The 19,229-nt window shown below is 68.3% G+C and carries 12 protein-coding genes; 7 read left to right on the top strand and 5 right to left on the bottom strand.

Going from position 1 to position 19,229, the window contains the following annotated elements:
• Positions 1-139: 139 nt before the first annotated feature.
• Entirely contained in the window at positions 140-649 is a 510-nt protein-coding gene (locus tag ACIQ8B_RS24700) for a hypothetical protein (RefSeq protein WP_403549682.1), read from the top strand.
• A gap of 19 nt (positions 650-668) precedes the next feature.
• Positions 669-3,320: a Helicase associated domain protein gene (locus ACIQ8B_RS24695; protein WP_403549680.1), complete on the top strand. Its 2,652-nt coding sequence runs from the start codon at positions 669-671 to the stop codon at positions 3,318-3,320.
• Positions 3,321-3,419: 99 nt separating this feature from the next.
• Here ACIQ8B_RS24695 and ACIQ8B_RS24690 read toward each other — a convergent pair whose 3' ends face one another.
• Positions 3,420-5,339: a hypothetical protein gene (locus tag ACIQ8B_RS24690; RefSeq protein ID WP_403549678.1), complete on the bottom strand. Its 1,920-nt coding sequence runs from the start codon at positions 5,337-5,339 to the stop codon at positions 3,420-3,422.
• Positions 5,336-6,550, bottom strand: a complete 1,215-nt coding sequence (locus tag ACIQ8B_RS24685) for a dsDNA nuclease domain-containing protein (RefSeq protein WP_403549676.1) — start codon at positions 6,548-6,550, stop codon at positions 5,336-5,338. The genes ACIQ8B_RS24690 and ACIQ8B_RS24685 overlap by 4 nt, the downstream gene beginning before the upstream one ends.
• A gap of 264 nt (positions 6,551-6,814) precedes the next feature.
• Here ACIQ8B_RS24685 and ACIQ8B_RS24680 point away from each other — a divergent pair, with 264 nt between their 5' ends.
• From ACIQ8B_RS24680 to ACIQ8B_RS24665, 4 genes are all read left to right on the top strand, one after another.
• Complete coding sequence (locus ACIQ8B_RS24680; RefSeq protein ID WP_403549674.1) at positions 6,815-7,531, top strand: TnsA-like heteromeric transposase endonuclease subunit; 717 nt, start codon at positions 6,815-6,817, stop codon at positions 7,529-7,531.
• 62 nt (positions 7,532-7,593) lie between these two features.
• Positions 7,594-9,693 carry a Mu transposase C-terminal domain-containing protein gene (locus tag ACIQ8B_RS24675; protein ID WP_403549692.1) on the top strand — a complete coding sequence of 700 codons (2,100 nt, stop codon included), beginning with the start codon at positions 7,594-7,596 and terminating at the stop codon, positions 9,691-9,693.
• Complete coding sequence (locus ACIQ8B_RS24670) at positions 9,687-10,745, top strand: TniB family NTP-binding protein (protein ID WP_403549672.1); 1,059 nt, start codon at positions 9,687-9,689, stop codon at positions 10,743-10,745. Before ACIQ8B_RS24675 ends, ACIQ8B_RS24670 begins: the two co-directional genes overlap by 7 nt.
• A 792-nt stretch (positions 10,746-11,537) precedes the next feature.
• The gene (locus tag ACIQ8B_RS24665) at positions 11,538-14,276 is read left to right on the top strand and encodes a helicase associated domain-containing protein (protein WP_403549670.1); all 2,739 of its coding nucleotides are present in this window, start codon (positions 11,538-11,540) and stop codon (positions 14,274-14,276) included.
• Here ACIQ8B_RS24665 and ACIQ8B_RS24660 read toward each other — a convergent pair whose 3' ends face one another.
• Positions 14,277-14,720 carry a hypothetical protein gene (locus tag ACIQ8B_RS24660; RefSeq protein ID WP_403549668.1) on the bottom strand — a complete coding sequence of 148 codons (444 nt, stop codon included), beginning with the start codon at positions 14,718-14,720 and terminating at the stop codon, positions 14,277-14,279. It lies immediately after the preceding gene.
• A 565-nt stretch (positions 14,721-15,285) separates the two neighbouring features.
• Between ACIQ8B_RS24660 and ACIQ8B_RS24655 the strand changes: the two genes are divergently transcribed.
• Entirely contained in the window at positions 15,286-15,834 is a 549-nt protein-coding gene (locus tag ACIQ8B_RS24655; protein WP_290011462.1) for a tellurite resistance TerB family protein, read from the top strand.
• A gap of 145 nt (positions 15,835-15,979) precedes the next feature.
• Here ACIQ8B_RS24655 and ACIQ8B_RS24650 read toward each other — a convergent pair whose 3' ends face one another.
• Together ACIQ8B_RS24650 and ACIQ8B_RS24645 are read right to left on the bottom strand one after the other, a co-directional pair.
• Positions 15,980-16,750: a transposase gene (locus ACIQ8B_RS24650; protein WP_403549665.1), complete on the bottom strand. Its 771-nt coding sequence runs from the start codon at positions 16,748-16,750 to the stop codon at positions 15,980-15,982.
• Positions 16,751-16,932: 182 nt separating this feature from the next.
• On the bottom strand, positions 16,933-18,309 hold the full coding sequence (locus ACIQ8B_RS24645; RefSeq protein WP_403549663.1) for an IS1380 family transposase: 1,377 nt from the start codon (positions 18,307-18,309) through the stop codon (positions 16,933-16,935).
• Positions 18,310-19,229: the final 920 nt, after the last annotated feature.

The raw sequence follows: 19,229 nt of genomic DNA, 5'->3' as shown, positions 1-19,229 counted from the left end.
TCGGTACGACAAACTCGCCGTCCGCTACGAAGCGACCGTGCTGGTCGCAGCCATCAACGAGTGGCTGTGACCAGCACTTTCACAACAGACCCTAGTGGCCGCTCTGGAAGCCAGTGCGGCCACTAGGGCGCAGAGCGAGGTGGTCGAGCTGGACGGGATAGCGCCGGCCTCTCAGGGCGCGCGGTTCGCGGAGAGTTGGGACGAAGGCGTTGCGGCGGTGAGCGAGGCCCTGGTGAGCATCGCAGACCGGGACTGGGTGCGGCGTGGCGGCCGGTCAGCCGGGGCTGCTGAGCTGGCCGTACATATCGCGGACGTCAGGCGGCGTGAACAGGCCGCTCTAGTGCGGCCGGAGGCGTTCGTCCGGGAGACCGTGCTGCCGCGTACGCACCCGAACACCACGGCGTGGCGGCGGGTACTGGAGGCGCTGGGCGAGGCTGGCGGTCTGTGCACGGCACGGACGGTGGTCATGTCCAGTGGTGACGTCATCCTCTGCACGCGCAAGGCCGGGCACTACGGCCCGGACCACCTGCTGGGGTTCAAGCGTGAGAGTCGGACGGGACGCCCGGCGGACGGCATCTCGCGGGCGGGGAGGATCTGGAGCGACGCCGGAGCGGCCTGCACGCGGCCGTCTGAAAACTACAGGAATTAGACATCGGGGAGGCAAATAAATGTCGGCAATTCCGCTCAAGGAACACCAGGTCGACCAGAAGTCAGCGTTCCGTAAATGGGTGGGATTCCCTGCAAGATCGCCTGTGCCCCCAGAGGGGGCACGTGCCACGGGGGTGTCCGCGACCGGGTCCGGGAAGACGATCACGGCCGCTGCCAGCGCTCTGGAGTGCTTCCCGGACGGGCGGATCCTCGTCATGGTGCCCACCTTGGATCTGATCGTGCAGAGCGCGCAGTCTTGGCGCCAGGTCGGGCACCGCGCGCCCATGGCCGCGGTCTGCTCGGTGGACAAGGACGAGGTCCTGGAGCAGCTCGGAGTGCGTACCACGACCAACCCGATCCAGCTCGCGCTGTGGGCGGGGTCCGGGCCGGTGGTCGTGTTCGCCACGTACGCCTCCCTGGTGGACCGTGAGGACCCGGAGGACCCTTCGGGCCGGCGGACGGTGCGCGGGCCGCTGGAGGCCGCGCTGGCGGGCGGGGAGCGGCTGTACGGCCAGCGGATGGCCCCGTTCGACCTGGCGATTCTGGATGAGGCGCACATGACGGCCGGGGACATGGGCCGGCCGTGGGCGGCGATCCACGACAACGCCCGCATCCCCATCGACTTCCGGCTCTACCTGACCGCCACCCCACGCATCCTCGCCGCACCCAGCCCGCAGCGCGGCCGGGACGGCCGGGAGCTGGTGATCGCATCGATGCAGGACGACAGCGCCACCTACGGCACCAGGATTTTCGACCTCGGGCTGGCGGAGGCGGTGGAACGCTCGATCCTCGCCGGATTCGAGATCGACGTACTGGAGATCCGGGACCCCGACCCGATCCTGGGGCTTTCGGAGGACGCGCTGCGCGGCCGGCGCCTCGCGCTGCTCCAGGCCGCACTGCTGGAGCACGCGGCGCAGATGAACCTGCACACCGTCATGACCTTCCACCAGAGGGTCGAGGAAGCCCGCGCGTTCGCCGAGCAGATGCCGTCAACCGCCGCCGAGCTGTACGCCACCGAAGCCTCAGACGCTGCCCTGGCCGACGCTGAGGAGCTGCCCGCCTCCTCCATCGAGGCCGAGCTGTACGAGCTCGAGGACGGCCGCCACGTACCGCCGGACCGAGTCTGGGCCGACTGGCTGTGTGGCGACCATCCCATCGCCCACCGGCGCGAGGTGATCCACCGGTTCGCCAACGGCATCAACGCCGAGAACCGGCGCGTACACCGGGCGTTCCTGTCCTCGGTACGAGCCCTCGGGGTCGGTGTCGACATCACCGGACTGCGCGGCGTGGAAGCGGTGTGCATCGTCGGCTCACGCAGCTCACAGGTCGACATCGTGCAGAACATCGGGCGGGCGCTGCGCCCGAATCCGGACGGCACAGTGAAGACGGCACGGATCATCATCCCGATCTTCCTGCAGCCCGGAGAGGACCCGAAGGACATGGTCGCCTCCGCCAGCTACCAACCTCTGGTCGACATCCTCCAGGCGCTGCGCAGTCACTCGGAGCGCATGGTCGACCAGCTCGCTTCCCGAGCCCTGACCCGCGGCACCGAGCGACGACGCCTCCACGTCCGCCCCGCCCCCGCAGCGGGAACCGACGGCGGTGACGAGGAGACGAGCGAGGCGCAGCAGGAGGTCGACCGGGTCACCTCGATCGTGGTCAACTTCGCCCAGCCCCGCGACGCCCCCGACATCGCCGCCCTGACCCGCTGCCGCGTGATCCGCCCCCAGTCCCTGGTCTGGCTGGAGGGCTACCAGGCCCTCATCCGGTGGCGGAAGGAGAACGAGATCACCGGCCTGTACGCCGTCCCGTATGACATCGAGACCGAGGTCGGGACGACGAAGGACTTCCCCCTAGGGAGGTGGGTGCACCAACAGCGCAAGGCGCTGCGCGCCGGCGAACTCGACCCCCACCGCAAAGAGCTCCTCGACGAGGCCGGGATGGTCTGGGAGCCCGGCGAGGAAACCTGGGAGAACAAACTCGCCGCGCTGCGGTCATACCGGCGGGCCACCGGACACCTCGCTCCCCGCCAGGACGCCGTCTGGGGCGAGGGCAAAGCGATGGTGCCGGTGGGGCAGCACATGGCCAACCTGCGCCGGAAGGGCGGCCTCGGCAAGGACCCGCAGCGCGCGGAGGCCCGGGCCGCGCAGCTCGCGGAGATCGACCCGGACTGGAACTGCCCATGGCCACTGGACTGGCAACGCCACTACCGCGTCCTCGCCGACCTCGTGGACACCGACGGCCACCTACCCGACATCGCACCCGGCGTACTCATGGACGGCGACGACATCGGACGATGGCTCCAACAACAGCGCAAGCCAGGCATCTGGAAGCTGCTGTCGACCGAGCAGCAGGAACGGCTGACCACGCTGGGCATCAAGCCGCTTGAGACGTCGTCTCCCACCCCGGCGACCGGGCGCGCGGCGAAGGGCCCGAGTAAGGCACAGCAGGCCTTTCAACGGGGTCTGGCGGCCCTCGCTCAGTGGGTCGAACGGGAAGGCGCCCATCGGTCGGTCCCGCGCAGCCACAGCGAAGAGATCACGATCGACGGCGAGGCGGCCCCGGTGACCGTGAGACTGGGCGTATGGGTATCGAACACCAAAGCGAGGCGGGACAAACTCACCCAGGAGCAGCTGGAGGCTCTGCGGAAGCTCGGCATCGCTTGGGCATGACACCGCACCGACCCGTCGCTGCACCGACCAGACAGCGAAGAGCCCACAGTCCCGAGAGCATGAGCGCCGGGACTGTGGGCTGCAGGCGCAACTGGTGCTTCAACTGCTGTCGCCGCTCGGATCAGCCTCTGCGTCCGAGGCCTCTTGTGCGGCGGTCACTCCTGGGACGAGGCGATCGGTGTCCGACAGTTCCAGCGCGCGGTGCACTCCGGAGATGGGCGGGGGATCGTTGTCCGCCACGATGATCTGCAGGTCGTCGATGTGCTCGCGGGCAGCGGTGAGCAGGGTGGCATACATCTTGCGTAGCCGTTCAAGATCGATGCCTTCGTGGCCGACGTTGTTGCTGATGCCGTCGATGATCAGGATGTTCGGGAGCGGAATGCTGCTGTCGCCGAGAGCGACGAGTTGGTGTGCGAGGACGTGCGCCACATTGACGAGGACTTCCACTCCTTGAGACCCGAGGTCTGCGAAGGGTCGGCCGTCGACGATGGGGAGATACGTCTTGCGACTGATGTACGTGCCTGACGGTTCTTCGAATCGTGGGGTGTCGAAGGCACGGAGGATCGTCTCGAAGGCTTCGTCGAGTTTCCGCAATCGTTCTTGGACGGCAGGGTTGCTGTGCCGGGAAGCGTCGATGCTCGCGTTGAGGGATTCCTGTTCCTGCTCAAGTTCGGCGATGCGGCGTGCTTGCTTCTGGGAGCGCTCGTAGAGGGACAGGGCTTGTTCCAGGCTGACGAGGCGTTCTTCAAGCCGGGCCTGTTCGGCGGCTGTGGCGCGGATACGATCGGTTTGATCGCTGACGAAGACTGAAGTGGCTCGGTCTAGCTGGGCTCCCAGGTCGTTGCGGATGCGGGCGTGGTCTGCGCGTGCGGCTTGGAGTTCTTCGATCCTTTTCGTGCTGCGTTCGATGAGCTGTTTGGTCTCCGAGACCTGCTCGATGACCCGGTCCTGTTCGCTGGCGAGGGATGACGGTGCCGCGGTCTGCGGAGGGGTCTGCAGGCATAGGCGGCAGGTATTCTCGTCCCCGCGCTCAGGGACGCCGGATCCGCATCGGGGGCAGGTGTGGAACTCGAAGTCGTTGAGGAGCCGCTCCGCGACGAGTGCGCGGGTGAGGCGACGGCTTTGGGCGATGAGCTGGTCGTGTAGCTCACGTAGGTTGGCTACCGCAGCGGATTCCGCAGCGGTAGCCATGTCGATGCGTGCGAGTTCGGCTTCAGCCTCGGCAATCCAAGAGCGCAGGGTCACCGTGGAAGGGTCGGTGAGCTCACTCGTCAGATGCCGGTCCGCCGTACGTACCGCGCGAAGCTTGGCCTCGGTCTCCGTGCGCTGCACCTCCAGCTGAGCTTGTGAGCCGAAGGCTGTCTCAGCCAGGAGCCGTTCCAGGGTGACCGAGTCTGCTGTGAGGGCCTTGAGTTCCGTAGAGACTTCGCGAAGCCGTTCCCGAAGCCCGGTGGATTCGGGGTCATGGATGCCATAAAGAATCTCGAAGACGTAGCGGCGTTTGATGTTCTTTGCATAGTTGTCCGCGGTGCCGAAGACAGAAGCATCGATCTCCTTCTGCCTCAGAACGCAGTACATGAGGTAGTCGCTTGCCGTCACGGGGACAAGCGGGCTCGTCTGGTCGGTGGGGGCTCGCGGCACCCTGATGCGGGGCAGGCCGAGGCGGTCGAGGAGCCAGTCGCGGAAGGTGTGGTCGTAGCCAGCCTGGAGTTCGCTGGCCGGCAGCCGCCAGGCTTCCTCCTGACCTCCGATCTCGGCGATATCGACCTTGGCAGTAGTGGTGGTGACAAGCGGTCGGACGATACGGAAGCGACGGTCACCGATGAGTATGGTGCCGGCCATGGTGCGACCCCTGAGCTCGGGGACGACACTGACGTCGGCGCCGAGCAGGGCCCGCAGACAGCTGATCGTCGCCGTCTTCCCGCCGCTCATGGCGCCAGTAATGGCGTTCATCCCAGGTTCGAAACGGATGCGCCGACTGGTCCCGATCAGGTGCAGTTCTTCGATCCGGATTCTCACAGCTGAGTCCCCCATCCCGCCTCGACGATGTCGGGGAACGCTCGATAGATCATGTCTTTGAGGGTCGTTCCGGAAAGGTTGAAGTGCCGGCGCAAGAGACGAGCCCGATCGCGTACGGGGCGCCAGCTTTCGGATTCGGCGAGAGTCTGCGCGACCGTCCTTCCGGCTGGTGTGGTGCGGTAGGTCGCGACCGCGTTCTCGTGCTTGGGTTCGATGAGGCCCTTGCCCGTCAGAGCGCCTAACCTCGATCTTTCTTGAGGGTCCACCGACTCCGTCGGCGGACCCTCAAGAAAGATCGAGGCTAGGGACTGCTGCTTCATGCGGTGAATGTCGGCATGAGCGCGGACCATCTGAGCTTCCTGGATTACATCGTCCGTCGCCGCGCCACGGCGGAGTTTGCGGACCAGCGCTGTTTCGACTCCGCTGAGACGCTGTGAGACGTCGGTCAGCAATACGTGGTCAGGGCGCAGCAGTCGCTGTCGGAGGTCGGCAACGGTGCTGGGGCCGATGCGCTTCCTCAGCAGTTTCGCAGGCAGGTCCTGCACCGCTAGTTGCTCTGCCCAGCGAGGGCCGAGACGACCCTGCATTGCCTCCCGGACACGCCGCACGAGTTCGGTGTAGAGGCCGGTGATCTCCGTACCGGTCAAAGACGGGCCGAGCTCGTGGAGGAAGGCGGTGTTGCGCAGCTCGATGTCCTCGCGTCTGGGCAGTTCCCGGATACGGACCAGGCCCAGGAAGGCTGAGACCTCCTTGACGTCAGCCTTCAGGTGCGCTGTCACCCGTTTCAGGCACCGCTCGTTATCCGCCCCTCCCCCGTGTGCGAGGGCACTAACGAGCGCGTCGGCGGGATCGAGGTAGCCCTCCAACCCGGCCGTGAGCCCGTATGAGAGCCCTTGATCCTTCACCGTCCCGTACGTACGCCACAGGCTCTTCAACGGCCCCTTGGCGAGAACGTCCGTAAGTGCCCAGGGCGTGGTCGTGTCCCGTGTCTTGATCTGCTGAAAATCCCAGAAGAGACCGCCGTTGGCCTGTCCCTCGCTGCCGCGGGCAACAATGACGTCCTCAATGTGCTCGCAGGTCACGTGGCGTACCGGTTCGTCAGCAAGCAGTTCCAGGACGGCCTGCGCAGCCACGTGAACCTGGTACTCATAGCGCCGCAGCGTGACCGAACCAGAATCGTCCGGAGCAACGGTCTCAATCGGGTCAGCCATATACCCCCCAGCCCACTCTCCCCGAGCACGCAGCGTAGGCGGTACAACACTGGCCAGTCGATCACTTCGACAGAACTCGTGCAGCACCTCCTTCCCTCACTGGGGTCTCCGTCTTCGGCGGCGGATCGCGGTGCGTTCACCCGTTCAGGGCGGGAGCAGCCGGATCGCACCCTCGACCGTCTGGCATGCACTTGGCTGTCAGACGTGAGGCAACGAGGCTGCAGGGCAAGCGGGGAGTTCGCGGACGAGGCCGGCAATCACCTGATGGCGCGCTTCGTCGATCCCGTGGGTGACGAGCGGCTGATGCGCTGGCGGGACGTCGCGCGCGGTGTCGCTTTGGAGGGCCGCGGCCCTGTGCGGCCTTTTCCCGTGCGTCCTGGCCGTCGTTTCGCGCCGGGCTGGTGGTGGTCGGCTACCACGGGGCGACTGGTGCACTACGGGTCGGGTGTCATGCGCACCCAGGTGATGCTGCTGGACCGTGATCCTTCGGTCATGGCGATGGCATGCCGCCCTGTAGAGCTGTCCTGGCGGGAATCTGATGGGACCGTGCTGTCGCATACGCCGCATCTGGTGGCGCGGTTCGGCGACGGCGGCGGTCTGCTGCTCGACTGTGCCGGGCGAGGGGAGATCTCTCCCCGGCTTGCACACCGTGCTGACGTCATGGCAGCGGCGGCACATGCGGTGGGATGGCAGTACAGGGTCGCCTCGCCTCCCGAACCGGTTGTCGCTGCCAACCTGGGCTGGCTGTCGGGATACCGGCACCCTCGCTACCGGGACACCGAGCTCATGGAGGGGGCGGTGCGGGTCTTTGCCCGTCCTCGGCCGCTGATCGAAGGGGCACGTGACCTCGGGGACACCATGAGGGTTCTCCCGGCCCTCTTCCACGCCCTATGGACCGGGGCACTGTCAGCCCCGCTGAACGAGCCCTTGCATGAACGGGTGACCGTGACAGCAGGCCCGGGCGAGTGGGCGTCTGCGTGACGGCGGCAGTCCTTGAGGTGGGGAGCCAGGTGCGGTTCGAGGACCGCTCTTGGACGGTGGTGATGCTCGAAGGGGCCCGTGTACGGCTGGTCGGCTCGGACAACTCCACGGCAACGGTGCTGGTGAACTATCTGTTCGCTGCTCCTGACTTCGAACTCGTAGGAGCGGCCCGCCCCCAGGTGCCTCCGTTCGGGCTCCTGGAGGAACTGCCTGTGCAGGCACGCGAGCGTGCTGAGGCCTGGGAGCGGCACGTGCGCGAGGTGGAGACCGGCCTTCCTGTGCCGGGGCAGGGCGGTGTGCCGCGGGCGGAGTTCGATCCAGCGCAGCGGACTGTGGCAGAACGGGAGGAGGCCAAGGCAGCGGAGTTGACCGTAGCGGGGCAGCCGACGAGTGCGGTGACCGTGCGGCGGATGCGGGCCCGTTACCGCGAGAAGGGCCTGTGGGGGCTGGTCGACCAGCGCACGGCGCGTAGGCGTTCTGTGGTGGGACGGGCCGATGAGCGTGTGGTCGCTGCGGTCATTCAGGTGCTGGAGGCGCAGCGGGACCGTTCCAGTGGCACGCTGAGCCGGCTGCGGCGCATGGTCGGGTGGGTTCTGGAGGAAACCCATGGTCCAGGCATTGTGGAGGTGCCGCCGGTGACGACGTTCAACCGGCTGGTGCAAGCGCTCGCCGACGGCCATGGACTGCTGGGTTCGGCGGCACAGCAGCGGCGGCGCACGTCGCGGCCGACTCCCCCCTTCACTCCGACTGTGGCGCTGCGGCCGGGTGAGCTGGTGATGCTGGACAGTACGCCGCTGGATGTGCTGGTGATGCTCGCCGACGGGGTGACGGGGTCGGTGGAGTTATCGATCTCGTTGGACGTAGCAACGCGCAGTATCTGTGCCGCGGTGGTGCGTCCGGTGGGCACGAGATCGGTGGATGCGGCGGTGTTGCTGGCGCAGATGGTCACGCCCATGCGGATGCGCCCGGGGTGGGAGACGGCGCTGGCGATGTCCCGGTCCGTCATCCCCTATGAGCGGCTGGTGTCGTTGGATGCGCGGCTGGAAGGGGCAGCGGCCCGGCCGGTGATCATGCCGGAGACGGTGGTGGTCGACCAAGGTGCGGTGTTTGTCTCCCATTCCTTCATTGCCGCGTGCGAGAGCCTGGGAGTGTCCGTTCAGCCGGCGCCGCCGGCCAACGGCCCGGCCAAAGGCCATGTGGAGCGGACGTTCCGCACCATCGGGGACCGGTTCTCCCAGTACGTGGCCGGCTACAGCGGCTCGGACGTCACCCGGCGCGGCACGCGCGTTGAGGACGAGGCGTGCTGGACGCTCGCGCAGGTGCAGGACCTGCTGGATGAGTGGCTGGTCACCGACTGGCAGCACCGCCCGCACGCGTCGCTGCGCCATCCGCTGGCGCCGAAGCTCGCCCTGTCGCCGAACGAGATGTGGGGCGCGCTCGTGGGAGTCACCGGCTATATCCCGGTGCCGCTGAGCGCGGACGACTACATCGAGCTCATGCCCATCAAGCGGGTGGCCATCAACGACTACGGCATCCGCTTCGACTACCGCACCTACGACCACAAGGTCCTTAATCCGTACCGCGGGGACCGGTCGGGCGCGCCGGACGGCAGATGGGAGGTGCACCACAACCCCTACGACCCCAATCAGATCTGGGTGCGGCTGCCCGCAGGGTGGGAAGAGGTGCCGTGGATCCACCGCGGCTGTGTCAGCCTGCCCTTCACCGACTTCACCTGGCAGCACGTCCGTGCCGCAGTCGAGCGCCGCTGCGACCGCGTCGAGCACGAGCGGCAGCTCGCCCAGGCCCTGGACCGCCTCCTGCGGCGTGCGGGCAACGGTGCCGGGACTCGCCGCGAGCAGACGGTGGTGGCGCGCGCCAGCGCCGCAGCGTCCCTGGCCCAACCAGCCTCACCGCCTGCAGTCCCGGACCCTGTGGCCGCTCCGACCCTCTCCTACGGCCTGGTGGGCGCCTTCGCCCCGATCGAGGAAGAGGATCAGCAAGGGGAGGCAGGGTTCGAGGACGGCTGGGACGAGGACGACGACCTGCTGCCCGGCCCCGCTGACGCCAATGAGTCTGACGGAGGCGAGCGGCCAGACTCCCCCGCTCAAGTTCCGCGCCCGTCCCGGATTTATGACGCCCATCAGGAAGCAGCACAGTGGTGACAGACGCCCCTGCCGACAGCACTCTTCACGACGGAGCGAGGACCGCGGCGTACGCGCCGCCGACCACGCGGGACGGCTGGCAGCAGTTCGTCGCCACTCCCCCGCTGCAGCCCCATCCGGCCGCCGACGAGGACTGGTCGCTGGAGGAACGGCTGGACTACCACTCCCGGTTCGTGGTCCTGACCACCCCAGCCATGGAACGCATCTCCCTGTCGCTGCGGCGCCTGATGCTCCTCAACCGCCGCCAGCAGGGCACCGCACGCCGCGGCCTGATCGTCTCCGGACCGCCCACCACCGGCAAGACCACCACCCTGCTGGAAATGGGCCGCACCTTCGAACTCGCCGAGCAGCGCCGGCATCCCGGCCGCACCGACCATCTGCCCGTGGTCTTCCTGGCCGTCCCACCGGCCTCCACACCCAAGATGCTGGTCAGCGAATTCGCCCGGTTCCTCGGCATCCCCATCGCGGCCCGCATGAACCAGGCACAGATCACCGACGCCGTCTGCCACCTGCTGTGCCTGCTGGAGACGAAGCTGGTCCTCGTGGACGACGTCCACCTGCTCGACACCCGCACCAGGTCCGGCGCGGAGACCTCCGACCAGATGAAACACCTCGGCGAGCGCATCCCCGCCACCTTCGTCTACGCCGGCGTCGACGTCGAAGCCTCTCCCCTGCTGACCGGGCCGCGCGGCGCCCAGCTCGCCGGCCGCTTCACCCTGATCCGCAACACCGCGCTGCCCTGCGCCACCGAAGAGCAGCGCGAGATCTGGCGAGCTCTGGTCACCGACATGGAACAAGCCCTGCGCCTGCGCCACCACACCCCGCAGACCCTGGCGCGGCACGCCGACTACCTCCACCAGCGCACCGGCGGCGTCATGGGCAGTCTCTCCCACCTCATCCGGGAAGCCGCCCTGACCGCCCTCCTCGACGGCAGCGAGAAGATCACCAAGAAGCTCCTGGCAGGCATCCAGCTCGACATCCGCGCGGAACAGCAAGCCCGCCCGCCCCAAAAGCGCCTCCCGCGCCCACGCAGCCACAACGCGGGATCCTGACAGGTTGGAGCGGCGGTGACGCAGGCCACCAGCGGGCAGCAGGCGCAGCCACTACAGCGCGAGCAGCCTGAACTCTCCGGGTACGCAGGGGCTTTGGGCGCGGTGCGGGTAGCGCCGCTGCGCGGTGAGACGACGCTGTCCTACATGAGCCGAGTCGCCTCCCGCTACCGGCTCACGGCCAAAGAACTCATCGGCGCACTCGTGGACGTGGGACGGCGTCCCAACCTCTTCACCGTTCGACCCGACGGCGAAGTCGTCTTCAACACCGAGGCCCGGACGGTGGTCGCCGCCTTCTGCCGCATGCCCGAAGAACACCTGCGCCGTGCCCTACCCGCCTGGGACCGGGAGGTTCCCTCGAGCAGGCTGGGAAGCGGGCCGGCCGCCTGGGTCCGCACCGCCGCCACGATCCCGCCGACCGGACCCGGCTGCCGGGCCTGCACCGCGAGGGCCACACAGGGCCGGGAAGAAGAAGCACGCCGTTACCTCCTGCCGCACGCACGGGTATGCGTCAAGCACCAGTGCTGGATACTCGAAGCCCCCGTCGTCGACGGGGCGACGGCTGGCCCCGGGCAGCTGGACATGCGGTATGTACCGCAGGTCGCAGCGGCCCAGCGCCGTCATGCACGGCTGCTGCGGCGCAGCCCGCACGCCGGCGAAGCGTTCGCTGTGGCGCAGGCGGTTGCGGCTTCGTGGTGGGACGAGGCCTGGCTGGAAGAGACCCTCTGGCCCGACCGCCTGCGGTCGATGGCCCTGGATAACGGCCTTGCATGGCGTGTAGCGGCGCGGGATGCGGTGACCTATCCGGAAGCCGTCACGCTGGCCGCGGCCCTGGCCGATGCGGGGGTGCAGCAGCAGTTGCTCGACGAGGCGGGCCGGCATCAACCGCACTCGCTCGCCGATGTCCCCCGCCTCGTCGGCGAACTGGCCCGGCGGCTTGAGCGGCCGTGGATCGCCGGTCGTCTCACTGTGGCCACGACAGGGCCGCTGAACGCCTGGGTGCGCGCCTGCGTCCGCAGCCAAGCCGGACACAGACCGAAGACGCAGAGCATGTGGCGCATCTCCCCGCCGCACCGGCCCACCCCGGTTTCTCAGCTCCTGGCGGACAGCAGTGACCGGGGCGAGACACCCGTGCAGCCCGAGCCTGCGTCGCTCCCAGACAGCGCCGAAGATGCTGTCCGGGGGTTTGCACGTGGGCTGCGCCATGCTCGTGCCTACGCCGCCGAGCACAGCCACCTGTGCGCGCCCAACACGGTGCAGATGGAAGGCTTCGCCGTCGGCCTGTGGCTCGCCAACCAGCGGGCCGCAGGACCTGAGCTCGCTCCCGAACGCGCCGCCGCCCTCGCCGCCCTCGACCCGTGGTGGAACCCGCCTTGGAACCTGTGGTGGCAGCGCATCTACCACCGCGCCAAGGCACTGGTGAAGACCGGGCAGCCGCTCACGCCCGAACACGGATTCCCCGGCACCACAGAGAACCTCGGCACCTGGCTCTACGAGCAGTGCACCAGCTACAGCAGCCTCCACCCCGGACAGCAACGTCTCCTCGCCGACCTCGGCATCACACCGGAACGCGCCCGCGCCGCCATGCCCCGGCGCCGCGATCTCAAGGCAGCCCGGCGCACCGCCCTGGACCATGCCCGCGCCTACGCCGACGAGCACGGCCACCTGTGCGCTCCCACCTCCGCACGCCAGGACGGCTTCGCCATCGGCAAATGGCTGCACAACCAGCGGGTGCGCGCCCGGCGCGGCCAGCTCGACCCCACACTGAACCAGGCACTGGCCGACATCGACTCCTCGTGGAGCCCGCCCTGGCCCACCGACTGGCAGCGCGAGCACCACATCGCGCACGCCGCCGTCACGGCCGGCGCCCTCCTCGACCCCGAAGCCGGGTTCCGTAACTTCGATGACCGCACCGGGCAGTGGCTGTACGCCCAGTGCGTCAACTACCGCCTTCTCCAGCCCGGTCAGCAGCACCTCCTGGCCCGCCTCGGCCTCACCGAACCCGTCGCGGGCACCGCCGTGCCCAACCCGGCCACCCAGCACCCGGCCATGGAAACCGGCCTGCACTACGCCCGCACATGGGCAGCCGAACACGGCACCCTCGACCTCCCCCGCACCACCCACCACGCCGGCTTCCCCCTCGGCGGCTGGCTGGCCCAACAACGCCACCAGGCCAACCTCCACCGCGAACTCTTCGACACCCCCTGGCCGCACGAGGAACACCTCACCCGCATCGACCCGTACTGGAACCCGCCCTGGGGCATGAAATGGCAACGCCGCTACCAGGCCGCCCGTACACAGCTCACCCCCGGCCAAAACCTCGCCCCCGAGGAGGGCTTCCCCGGCACACCGGACTGGACCGGGCAGTGGCTGTACAGCCAGTGCGCCGTCTACGGCGACCTCCGCCCCCGCCAGCAGCAGTTGCTCGCCGACCTCGGCCTCACCGCCGAAGGCGCCCGCACCGCCCTACCCCGCCGCAAAACCCAAGCCGCCTCCTTCGCCGCCGGCCTCGCCCACGCCCGCGCCTGGGCGAGGGAGCACGGCAACCTCGCCGTCCCCCAACCCGCCCGCCACGACGGTTACCGCCTCGGCGCCTGGCTGGGCACCCAACGCCGTCGAGCCAGCCGCGGAAAACTGCCCGCCGACCGCATCAAAGCGCTGGAAGCCATCGATCCCCACTGGAACCCGGCGGGAGGACCGCGCTGGCAGCAGGCCTACCTCACCGCCCGTACCCACACCACCGGCCGCTCCCTGGCCACCACGGCCGACCTCAACGCGCTCCCATCGGCGACAACCAAATGGCTGTTCACCCAGTGCTCCAGTTACGACAGCCTCCACCCCGAGCAGCAACAGCTGCTCGCCGCCATCGGCCTCACCAGCGAACGCGCCCGCGCTCTGGCACCACCACCGAAACCTCCCCAAGGAGCCCGCCCAGCCCGCCCGCGGCTGAAGAACCCGCCCTCCGCCTTCGCGGCCGGCCTGCCCTACGCCCAAGCCTGGACCGCCCAGCACGGCCACCTCACCTCAGCCGACTACCGCACCGAACACGACGGCTTCCCCCTGGGATGGTGGCTGTACAAACAACGCCGAGCCGCCCACGCCCACGTGAAACGAACCGGCCGCGCCTGGCCCCACAACCCGCAACTCACCGCTCTCGACCCGTGGTGGAACCCGCCCTGGCGAGCCACCTGGAACCACAGCTGGCACCAAGCCCACACCCACCACACGGCCGCCCAGCCCTTCCCCAACCAGACCACCAAATGGATCCGCACCCAGCAGCGAGCCTGGGAGCAGCTCCACTCCCACCAACAACACCTGATGACCACCATCGGCATCCACGGGCCCACACCCCTGCACCGCTACAACAGCCGGCCGGTGCACGTGACCAACCAACCAACGGAACTGATCAACACCCACGAGACCGACTCAGAGCAGGAAACCCGCAGCTCACAAGCCCGCCCAGTCGGGGCCCGCAAGCAACGCCAAGCACCTCGCCAGCACACAGCACACCGTCGAACCCAACCAGCCAACTGATCAGCCCAGCTCAGCCCTCCGGCCACCGATCAGAAAGAACGAACCACGACAGTTGGCCAGGACGGGAACAACGATCTGATAGTCGGCCAGCAGGCCGGCCGAGATGGCGTCCCCGGTGTCCAGGCAGTACACCACTGGCCCGTACAGGGATTCGTCGTCCATCGAGGCCAGGACGCTGTCGTCGCTGTCGATGATCCGGGGTGTTGCGGTCATGTAGAGGCGGCGGGCTGCGGGAATGTCTGTGTCGTGGTGAAGGGCGCCCCATGCCTTGCCCAGCAGGCCGGCCGTTCTGTGTGCCTCATCGACGACGGCCAGGTCCCAGGGCCTCATGCCGTGGACGCGGTGGGCGGCGGTGAGCACCGGCAGGGAAGCATAGGTGCAGAAGACGGTGAACGGGCCGTCACCGGCCGCCAGGTGGGCCAGTTCCACGGGATCGGTGGTCACTGATCAACACCCACGAGACCGACTCAGAGCAGGAAACCCGCAGCTCACAAGCCCGCCCAGTCGGGGCCCGCAAGCAACGCCAAGCACCTCGCCAGCACACAGCACACCGTCGAACCCAACCAGCCAACTGATCAGCCCAGCTCAGCCCTCCGGCCACCGATCAGAAAGAACGAACCACGACAACGGGCGGCACGTCGACGGACCTCGGCAGCGGCAGCCTCGCCTCGACCGGCACCGGCGGCATCGGCCTCCTCCTCGCGGCGGCCGCGGCCCTGGCCACGGTGGGCTTCGCGGCGTTCCGCCTCGCCCCGCGCCTGAGGCTCCGCTCGCGCGACGACGCGTGACGCGGCGGCACAGCGCCTGACACCAGGCGTCACCGCGACTGACACCACGCGTCACGCACCCGATCACCGGGTGCGGGCAATCACCGTTTCGGGCGCTGGAGGAACAGGCGATGAGAGAGGTGCACCTTTTACGGAACCTTTGCCCGGGGTCGGGCGTTGGGCCAGTGAGCGCGCGGGAGCGGGTTCGCGAGATGACTTCCGACGATTACCGAGGTGACTCAATGGCAGTCTGGGACAAGCTCAAGGACCAGGCCAAGGCTCTCCAGCAGAATCAGGGCGGGCGTGGCGCCACCGGTGGGCAGAGCGGGGGGACGAGGTCCGGCGGTGGCAGCAAGGCCCAGCTGATCGGTGTGCTGAAGACGCAGCTCGGCTCGCTGAAGACCGAGTTGAAGAGCGGTGCCTACCGGGACGCGAGCATGGCGGTGTGCGCGCTGGTCGCGGCGGCCGACGGGCAGGTGGATCCGGCCGAGCGGCAGCAGGTCGAGTCGATGATCCTCAGCAACGACGTGCTCCAGAACTTCCCGCCGGAGCAGCTGCGGCAGCGTTTCAACAAGCATGTCGACCAGCTCACGATGAACTTCCAGCACGGCAAGGCCGAGGCCATGCAGGAGCTCGCCAAGGCCGCCAAGAAGCCCACCGAGGCCCGGGCCGTGATCCAGACCGGCATGGTCATCGCCGGTGCCGACGGCCACTTCTCCCAGGCAGAGGCGACGGTCCTGCGCGAGGCCTGCGCGACGCTGGGGCTGTCCCCGGCCGAATTCCAGCTCTGAGTCCCGGCTCTGATTCGACCCCTGGTTCCGCTCTGATCAGCGATCCGGCCAGGGCCTGTTGCGGAAGTGGCGGTAGTTCGCTCTGCGAGTGCTGATGTGAGGGCTGTCCCGTAAATGATCTGTTATGTGCCTGCTGGTGTCTGCGTCACCCGGCGAGGACGAGGTTGTGCAGGCGGGCGATCCCGAGCGTGGCGTGGTGGACGCCGTCGCCCTTCAGTCGGCAGTCGCGGAGAATCTTCCAGCCCTTCATCCGGGCGAAGACGTGCTCGACGCAGGCACGGACCTTGCGGTGGGAGGCGTTGTGCTCCTCCTTCCAGTCCGGGAGTTCGCTCTGGCCTTTCTCGCGGCGGTGCGGGATGACCAGGCCGGTGCCGCGGTAGCCGCCGTCGGCGATGACCATGGTCTTGCCGACGGCGTCTTTCGCGCCGGACAACTCCCATGCCTTGCAGTCGTTGCGGTTGCCGGGCAGCGGCCGGCCGACGGCGACGACGAGCCGGGTGTCTGCGTCGATGACGACCTGGTGGTTGGTGGAGTACCGGTAGTTCTTGGACTGCTCGGCGATGGTGTGGTCGCGGGTAGGAACGAGGGTGCCGTCCACGATCAGCACGGTGTCCTTGCGGAACCGCTTGCGCTGCTGGAGCGCGAGCGTGGGCCCGAGGTGGTCGATGATGCGGTCGGCGGCCGACTTGGACACCCCGAACAGCGGCGCCAGTTGGCGCAGGGTCAGGTTCGTCCGCCAGTACGCGGCGACCAGGAGCACGCGGTCCTCCAGGGGCAGGCTCCAGGGCCGACCCTTGCGCACCGGGTCCGCACCCTCACCCCGGAGCGCGGTGACCAGCCTGCCGAACTGGCGCGGGCTCAGCCCGGTGAACGGGGCTGTCCAGGAGGGCTCCGACGCCGTGATCACACCAGACACAGCAAGATCATCTCATTAGCCTCGATCTTTCTTGAGGGTCCGCCGACGGAGTCGGTGGACCCTCCCGCTTTTCGGGGCTGATGGTGGGCAGGCTGGCGGCCCGGCTGTCGCGTCGGGTGGGCGCCGGATTCCACTGTCCGGAGGTTGGGTGATGCTGTCGTCGGAGCGGGTGAATCTGCTGGTCAGCCGGGGTTTGGCAGGAGTGCGAGCCGTTCGAGGGCGGTGGTGATCTGGCTGGTCCAGGGCCAGTGCCGGGCGAGGCGGAGGATGCGGCGTCGGCCGGTGGTGACGAGCTGGGCGGCTGCGGAGAACAGCCGGAATCGTAGGCGGCGGGGCTCCCAGAGCCTGGCCTTGCCGGTCAGGGCGAGCATGGGCATCCAGGCCAGCAGGTCGAGAGCGATCTGCACGATCTCCAGCCAGATCCGGTTCTGGGCCGTGCGGTGCAGGGGCAGGTTGCGCAGACCGGTGGCCCGGGCGGCGCGGATGCGGTCCTCGGCCCGGGCCCGCAGCCGGTGGCGGAGTTCGAGTTCGGCGATCGGCCGGCCCAAGGTGTTGGTGGCGAAGCAGGTCAGCCGCATGCCGTCCGCGTCCGTGAGCCGCAACTGGGCCCCGGGGTGAGGTCGTTCCTTGCGGACGATCAGCCGCATGCCCTTGGGCCGGCCGTCCAGGACGTCGCCGGTGAGCTCGGCGACCCAGGCGCCGTCGCGGACCTCGCCGTCCGCCTCGACGGCCGCCGTCCAGGCCGAGGCCGGAACCTTCAGGACATGCTGGTGGACCTGCTCGGTGATCACCATGCCGACCGAGTAGGACAGCCACCGCCCCCGCTGAGCGAGCCAGGCGACGAAGTCGTGGGTGCCGCCCGCGGAGTCGGTGCGGATCAAGGTCCGGCGCCCGCGCCGGTACTTCTTCGGCAGCTGGGCCAAAGCCAGTTGAGCGGCGGTGATGTGGTCGGTGGCCGTGTTCGATCCCGCGTTGCCTGGTCTGAGCAGGGCCGCGACCGGTTCACCTGTGCCGCCCGGTCCGTGGTCGACGAACCCCATCAGCGGGTGGTGGCCATAGGTTCGCTTCCACGTGGGTGCGGCGTCCTCCTTGTCCGAGTGCGCGATCACCAGCACCCCGTCGAGGTCCACAGTCACCGTCCCGCCCGCATCAGGCGCCCGGCGGCCGGCCAACCGCCAGACCTGCTCGCGGACTTCAGCCCGCGCGGCACGGATGACCCGCAGAGCCTTCTCTCCGGAGGCTGCGAGGGTGTCGATGAGGCGGGAGACCGTCGGGTCGGAGGCCACCGGCCCGAACACGGCCGGCTCCGCCCGCAGCATGGCGACATCCGCGAGGCAGTCCCCGCCCAGCGCGACCGCCAGGGCCACGTCCAGCAGGATCTTGCCCGGATCGTGCACCGCCCGGGCCTTCCGCCACGGCGTCAGCGCCGCTGATATCGCGGTGTCCAAGCCGGCCTTGCGGACGGTCTCGACCAGCAACACGCCCCCGGCCTGCGAGACCACCGCCCGGCCGCCGCCCTCGATGCGGACACGCGGGTAGGACCCGATACGCTTCTTCACCTGGAGAGTGCTTCTTTCCGTGCAGCCAACAGGACCCTCGACAAGTCCCATCGTTGCAGGTCAGGGGCACTCTCCGCTTATTTGATCAAGTCTCGGACACCCCACCTCATGAAAGCGCGAGGTTAGTGACCAGCAGTTACGGGACAACCTCTAGGTCCAGCCGTCAGTGAGAGCGGTATGCGCCAAACAATCCCCGCACCTTTATAGAGGTCTCATGAAACCTGAAGTTGCAATTTTATTCTCTGTCATCATCGCATTTGGGTTGCTTTGCACGGCTTTCCCTGAAAGGCTGATGGAGCTTGCGTGCCGGGGATATTCGCCGCCCCGGAAGCGCGTAAGGCTTCTCCGTTTTCTAGGGGTGGTAATTATCGCAACTGCCGCATTGATCCTTTTCCTGAGCCGCGATAATTTGAGCTGACATCAAACGCTGGGCGTCTCCGATCACCTTGAGGGCGCTGGGCAGTGCGTCGGGTGACCACCAGGTTTCGCCAGCGGGGTTGCTCTGCGCCGTCGGTTCAGCGGGCTGTGAGGCGGATCCGAGAGGCATGCTGACCACGATGTCGCTGTAGTAGGCGTGAGAGCCGCTGCGGGCGGAAGTTCAGTGACGAGCGATGGGAGGAGATCACCGTGCACCGGACCGCCGTACGGGCCGGGGACCAGTCAGTGTGCGGTCCCTGCCGGGATGACGACGTCGCCCGGGAGGAGGCCGCCGCCGAAACTGCCCGCATCGAAGCCGCGGCGCCGCCGGAGCCGTCGGGCCACTCCGAGCCGGGCCCACCCGCACTGGAAGACCGTCCCCTCGGTGCCCGCCGCGCCCGCAGAGCTGTGCCGGCCGATCCGCGCCTGTGAAGCACAGCGTTCAAGGCGGTCGATCGTCGGAACGCGGGCCAGTAGTCTCCGGCCATGGGAGATGCGGTCAA

The organism is Streptomyces sp. NPDC096105 (assembly GCF_044763335.1).
In the GTDB taxonomy this organism is placed as follows: Bacteria; Actinomycetota; Actinomycetes; order Streptomycetales; family Streptomycetaceae; genus Streptomyces.
The sequence above is the reverse complement of the archived record's forward strand: the minus strand, read 5'-3'. Positions and strand labels throughout refer to the sequence as shown.

Bases quoted from the DNA above. Each gene is read 5' to 3' on its own strand.
- ACIQ8B_RS24680 (WP_403549674.1), top strand. From the start codon at position 6,815: ATGGCGCGCTTCGTCGATCCCGTGGGTGACGAGCGGCTGATGCGCTGG.
- ACIQ8B_RS24675 (WP_403549692.1), top strand. From the start codon at position 7,594: ATGCTCGAAGGGGCCCGTGTACGGCTGGTCGGCTCGGACAACTCCACG.
- ACIQ8B_RS24655 (WP_290011462.1), top strand. From the start codon at position 15,286: ATGGCAGTCTGGGACAAGCTCAAGGACCAGGCCAAGGCTCTCCAGCAG.
- ACIQ8B_RS24685 (WP_403549676.1), bottom strand. From the start codon at position 6,550: ATGGCTGACCCGATTGAGACCGTTGCTCCGGACGATTCTGGTTCGGTC.
- ACIQ8B_RS24695 (WP_403549680.1), top strand. From the start codon at position 669: ATGTCGGCAATTCCGCTCAAGGAACACCAGGTCGACCAGAAGTCAGCG.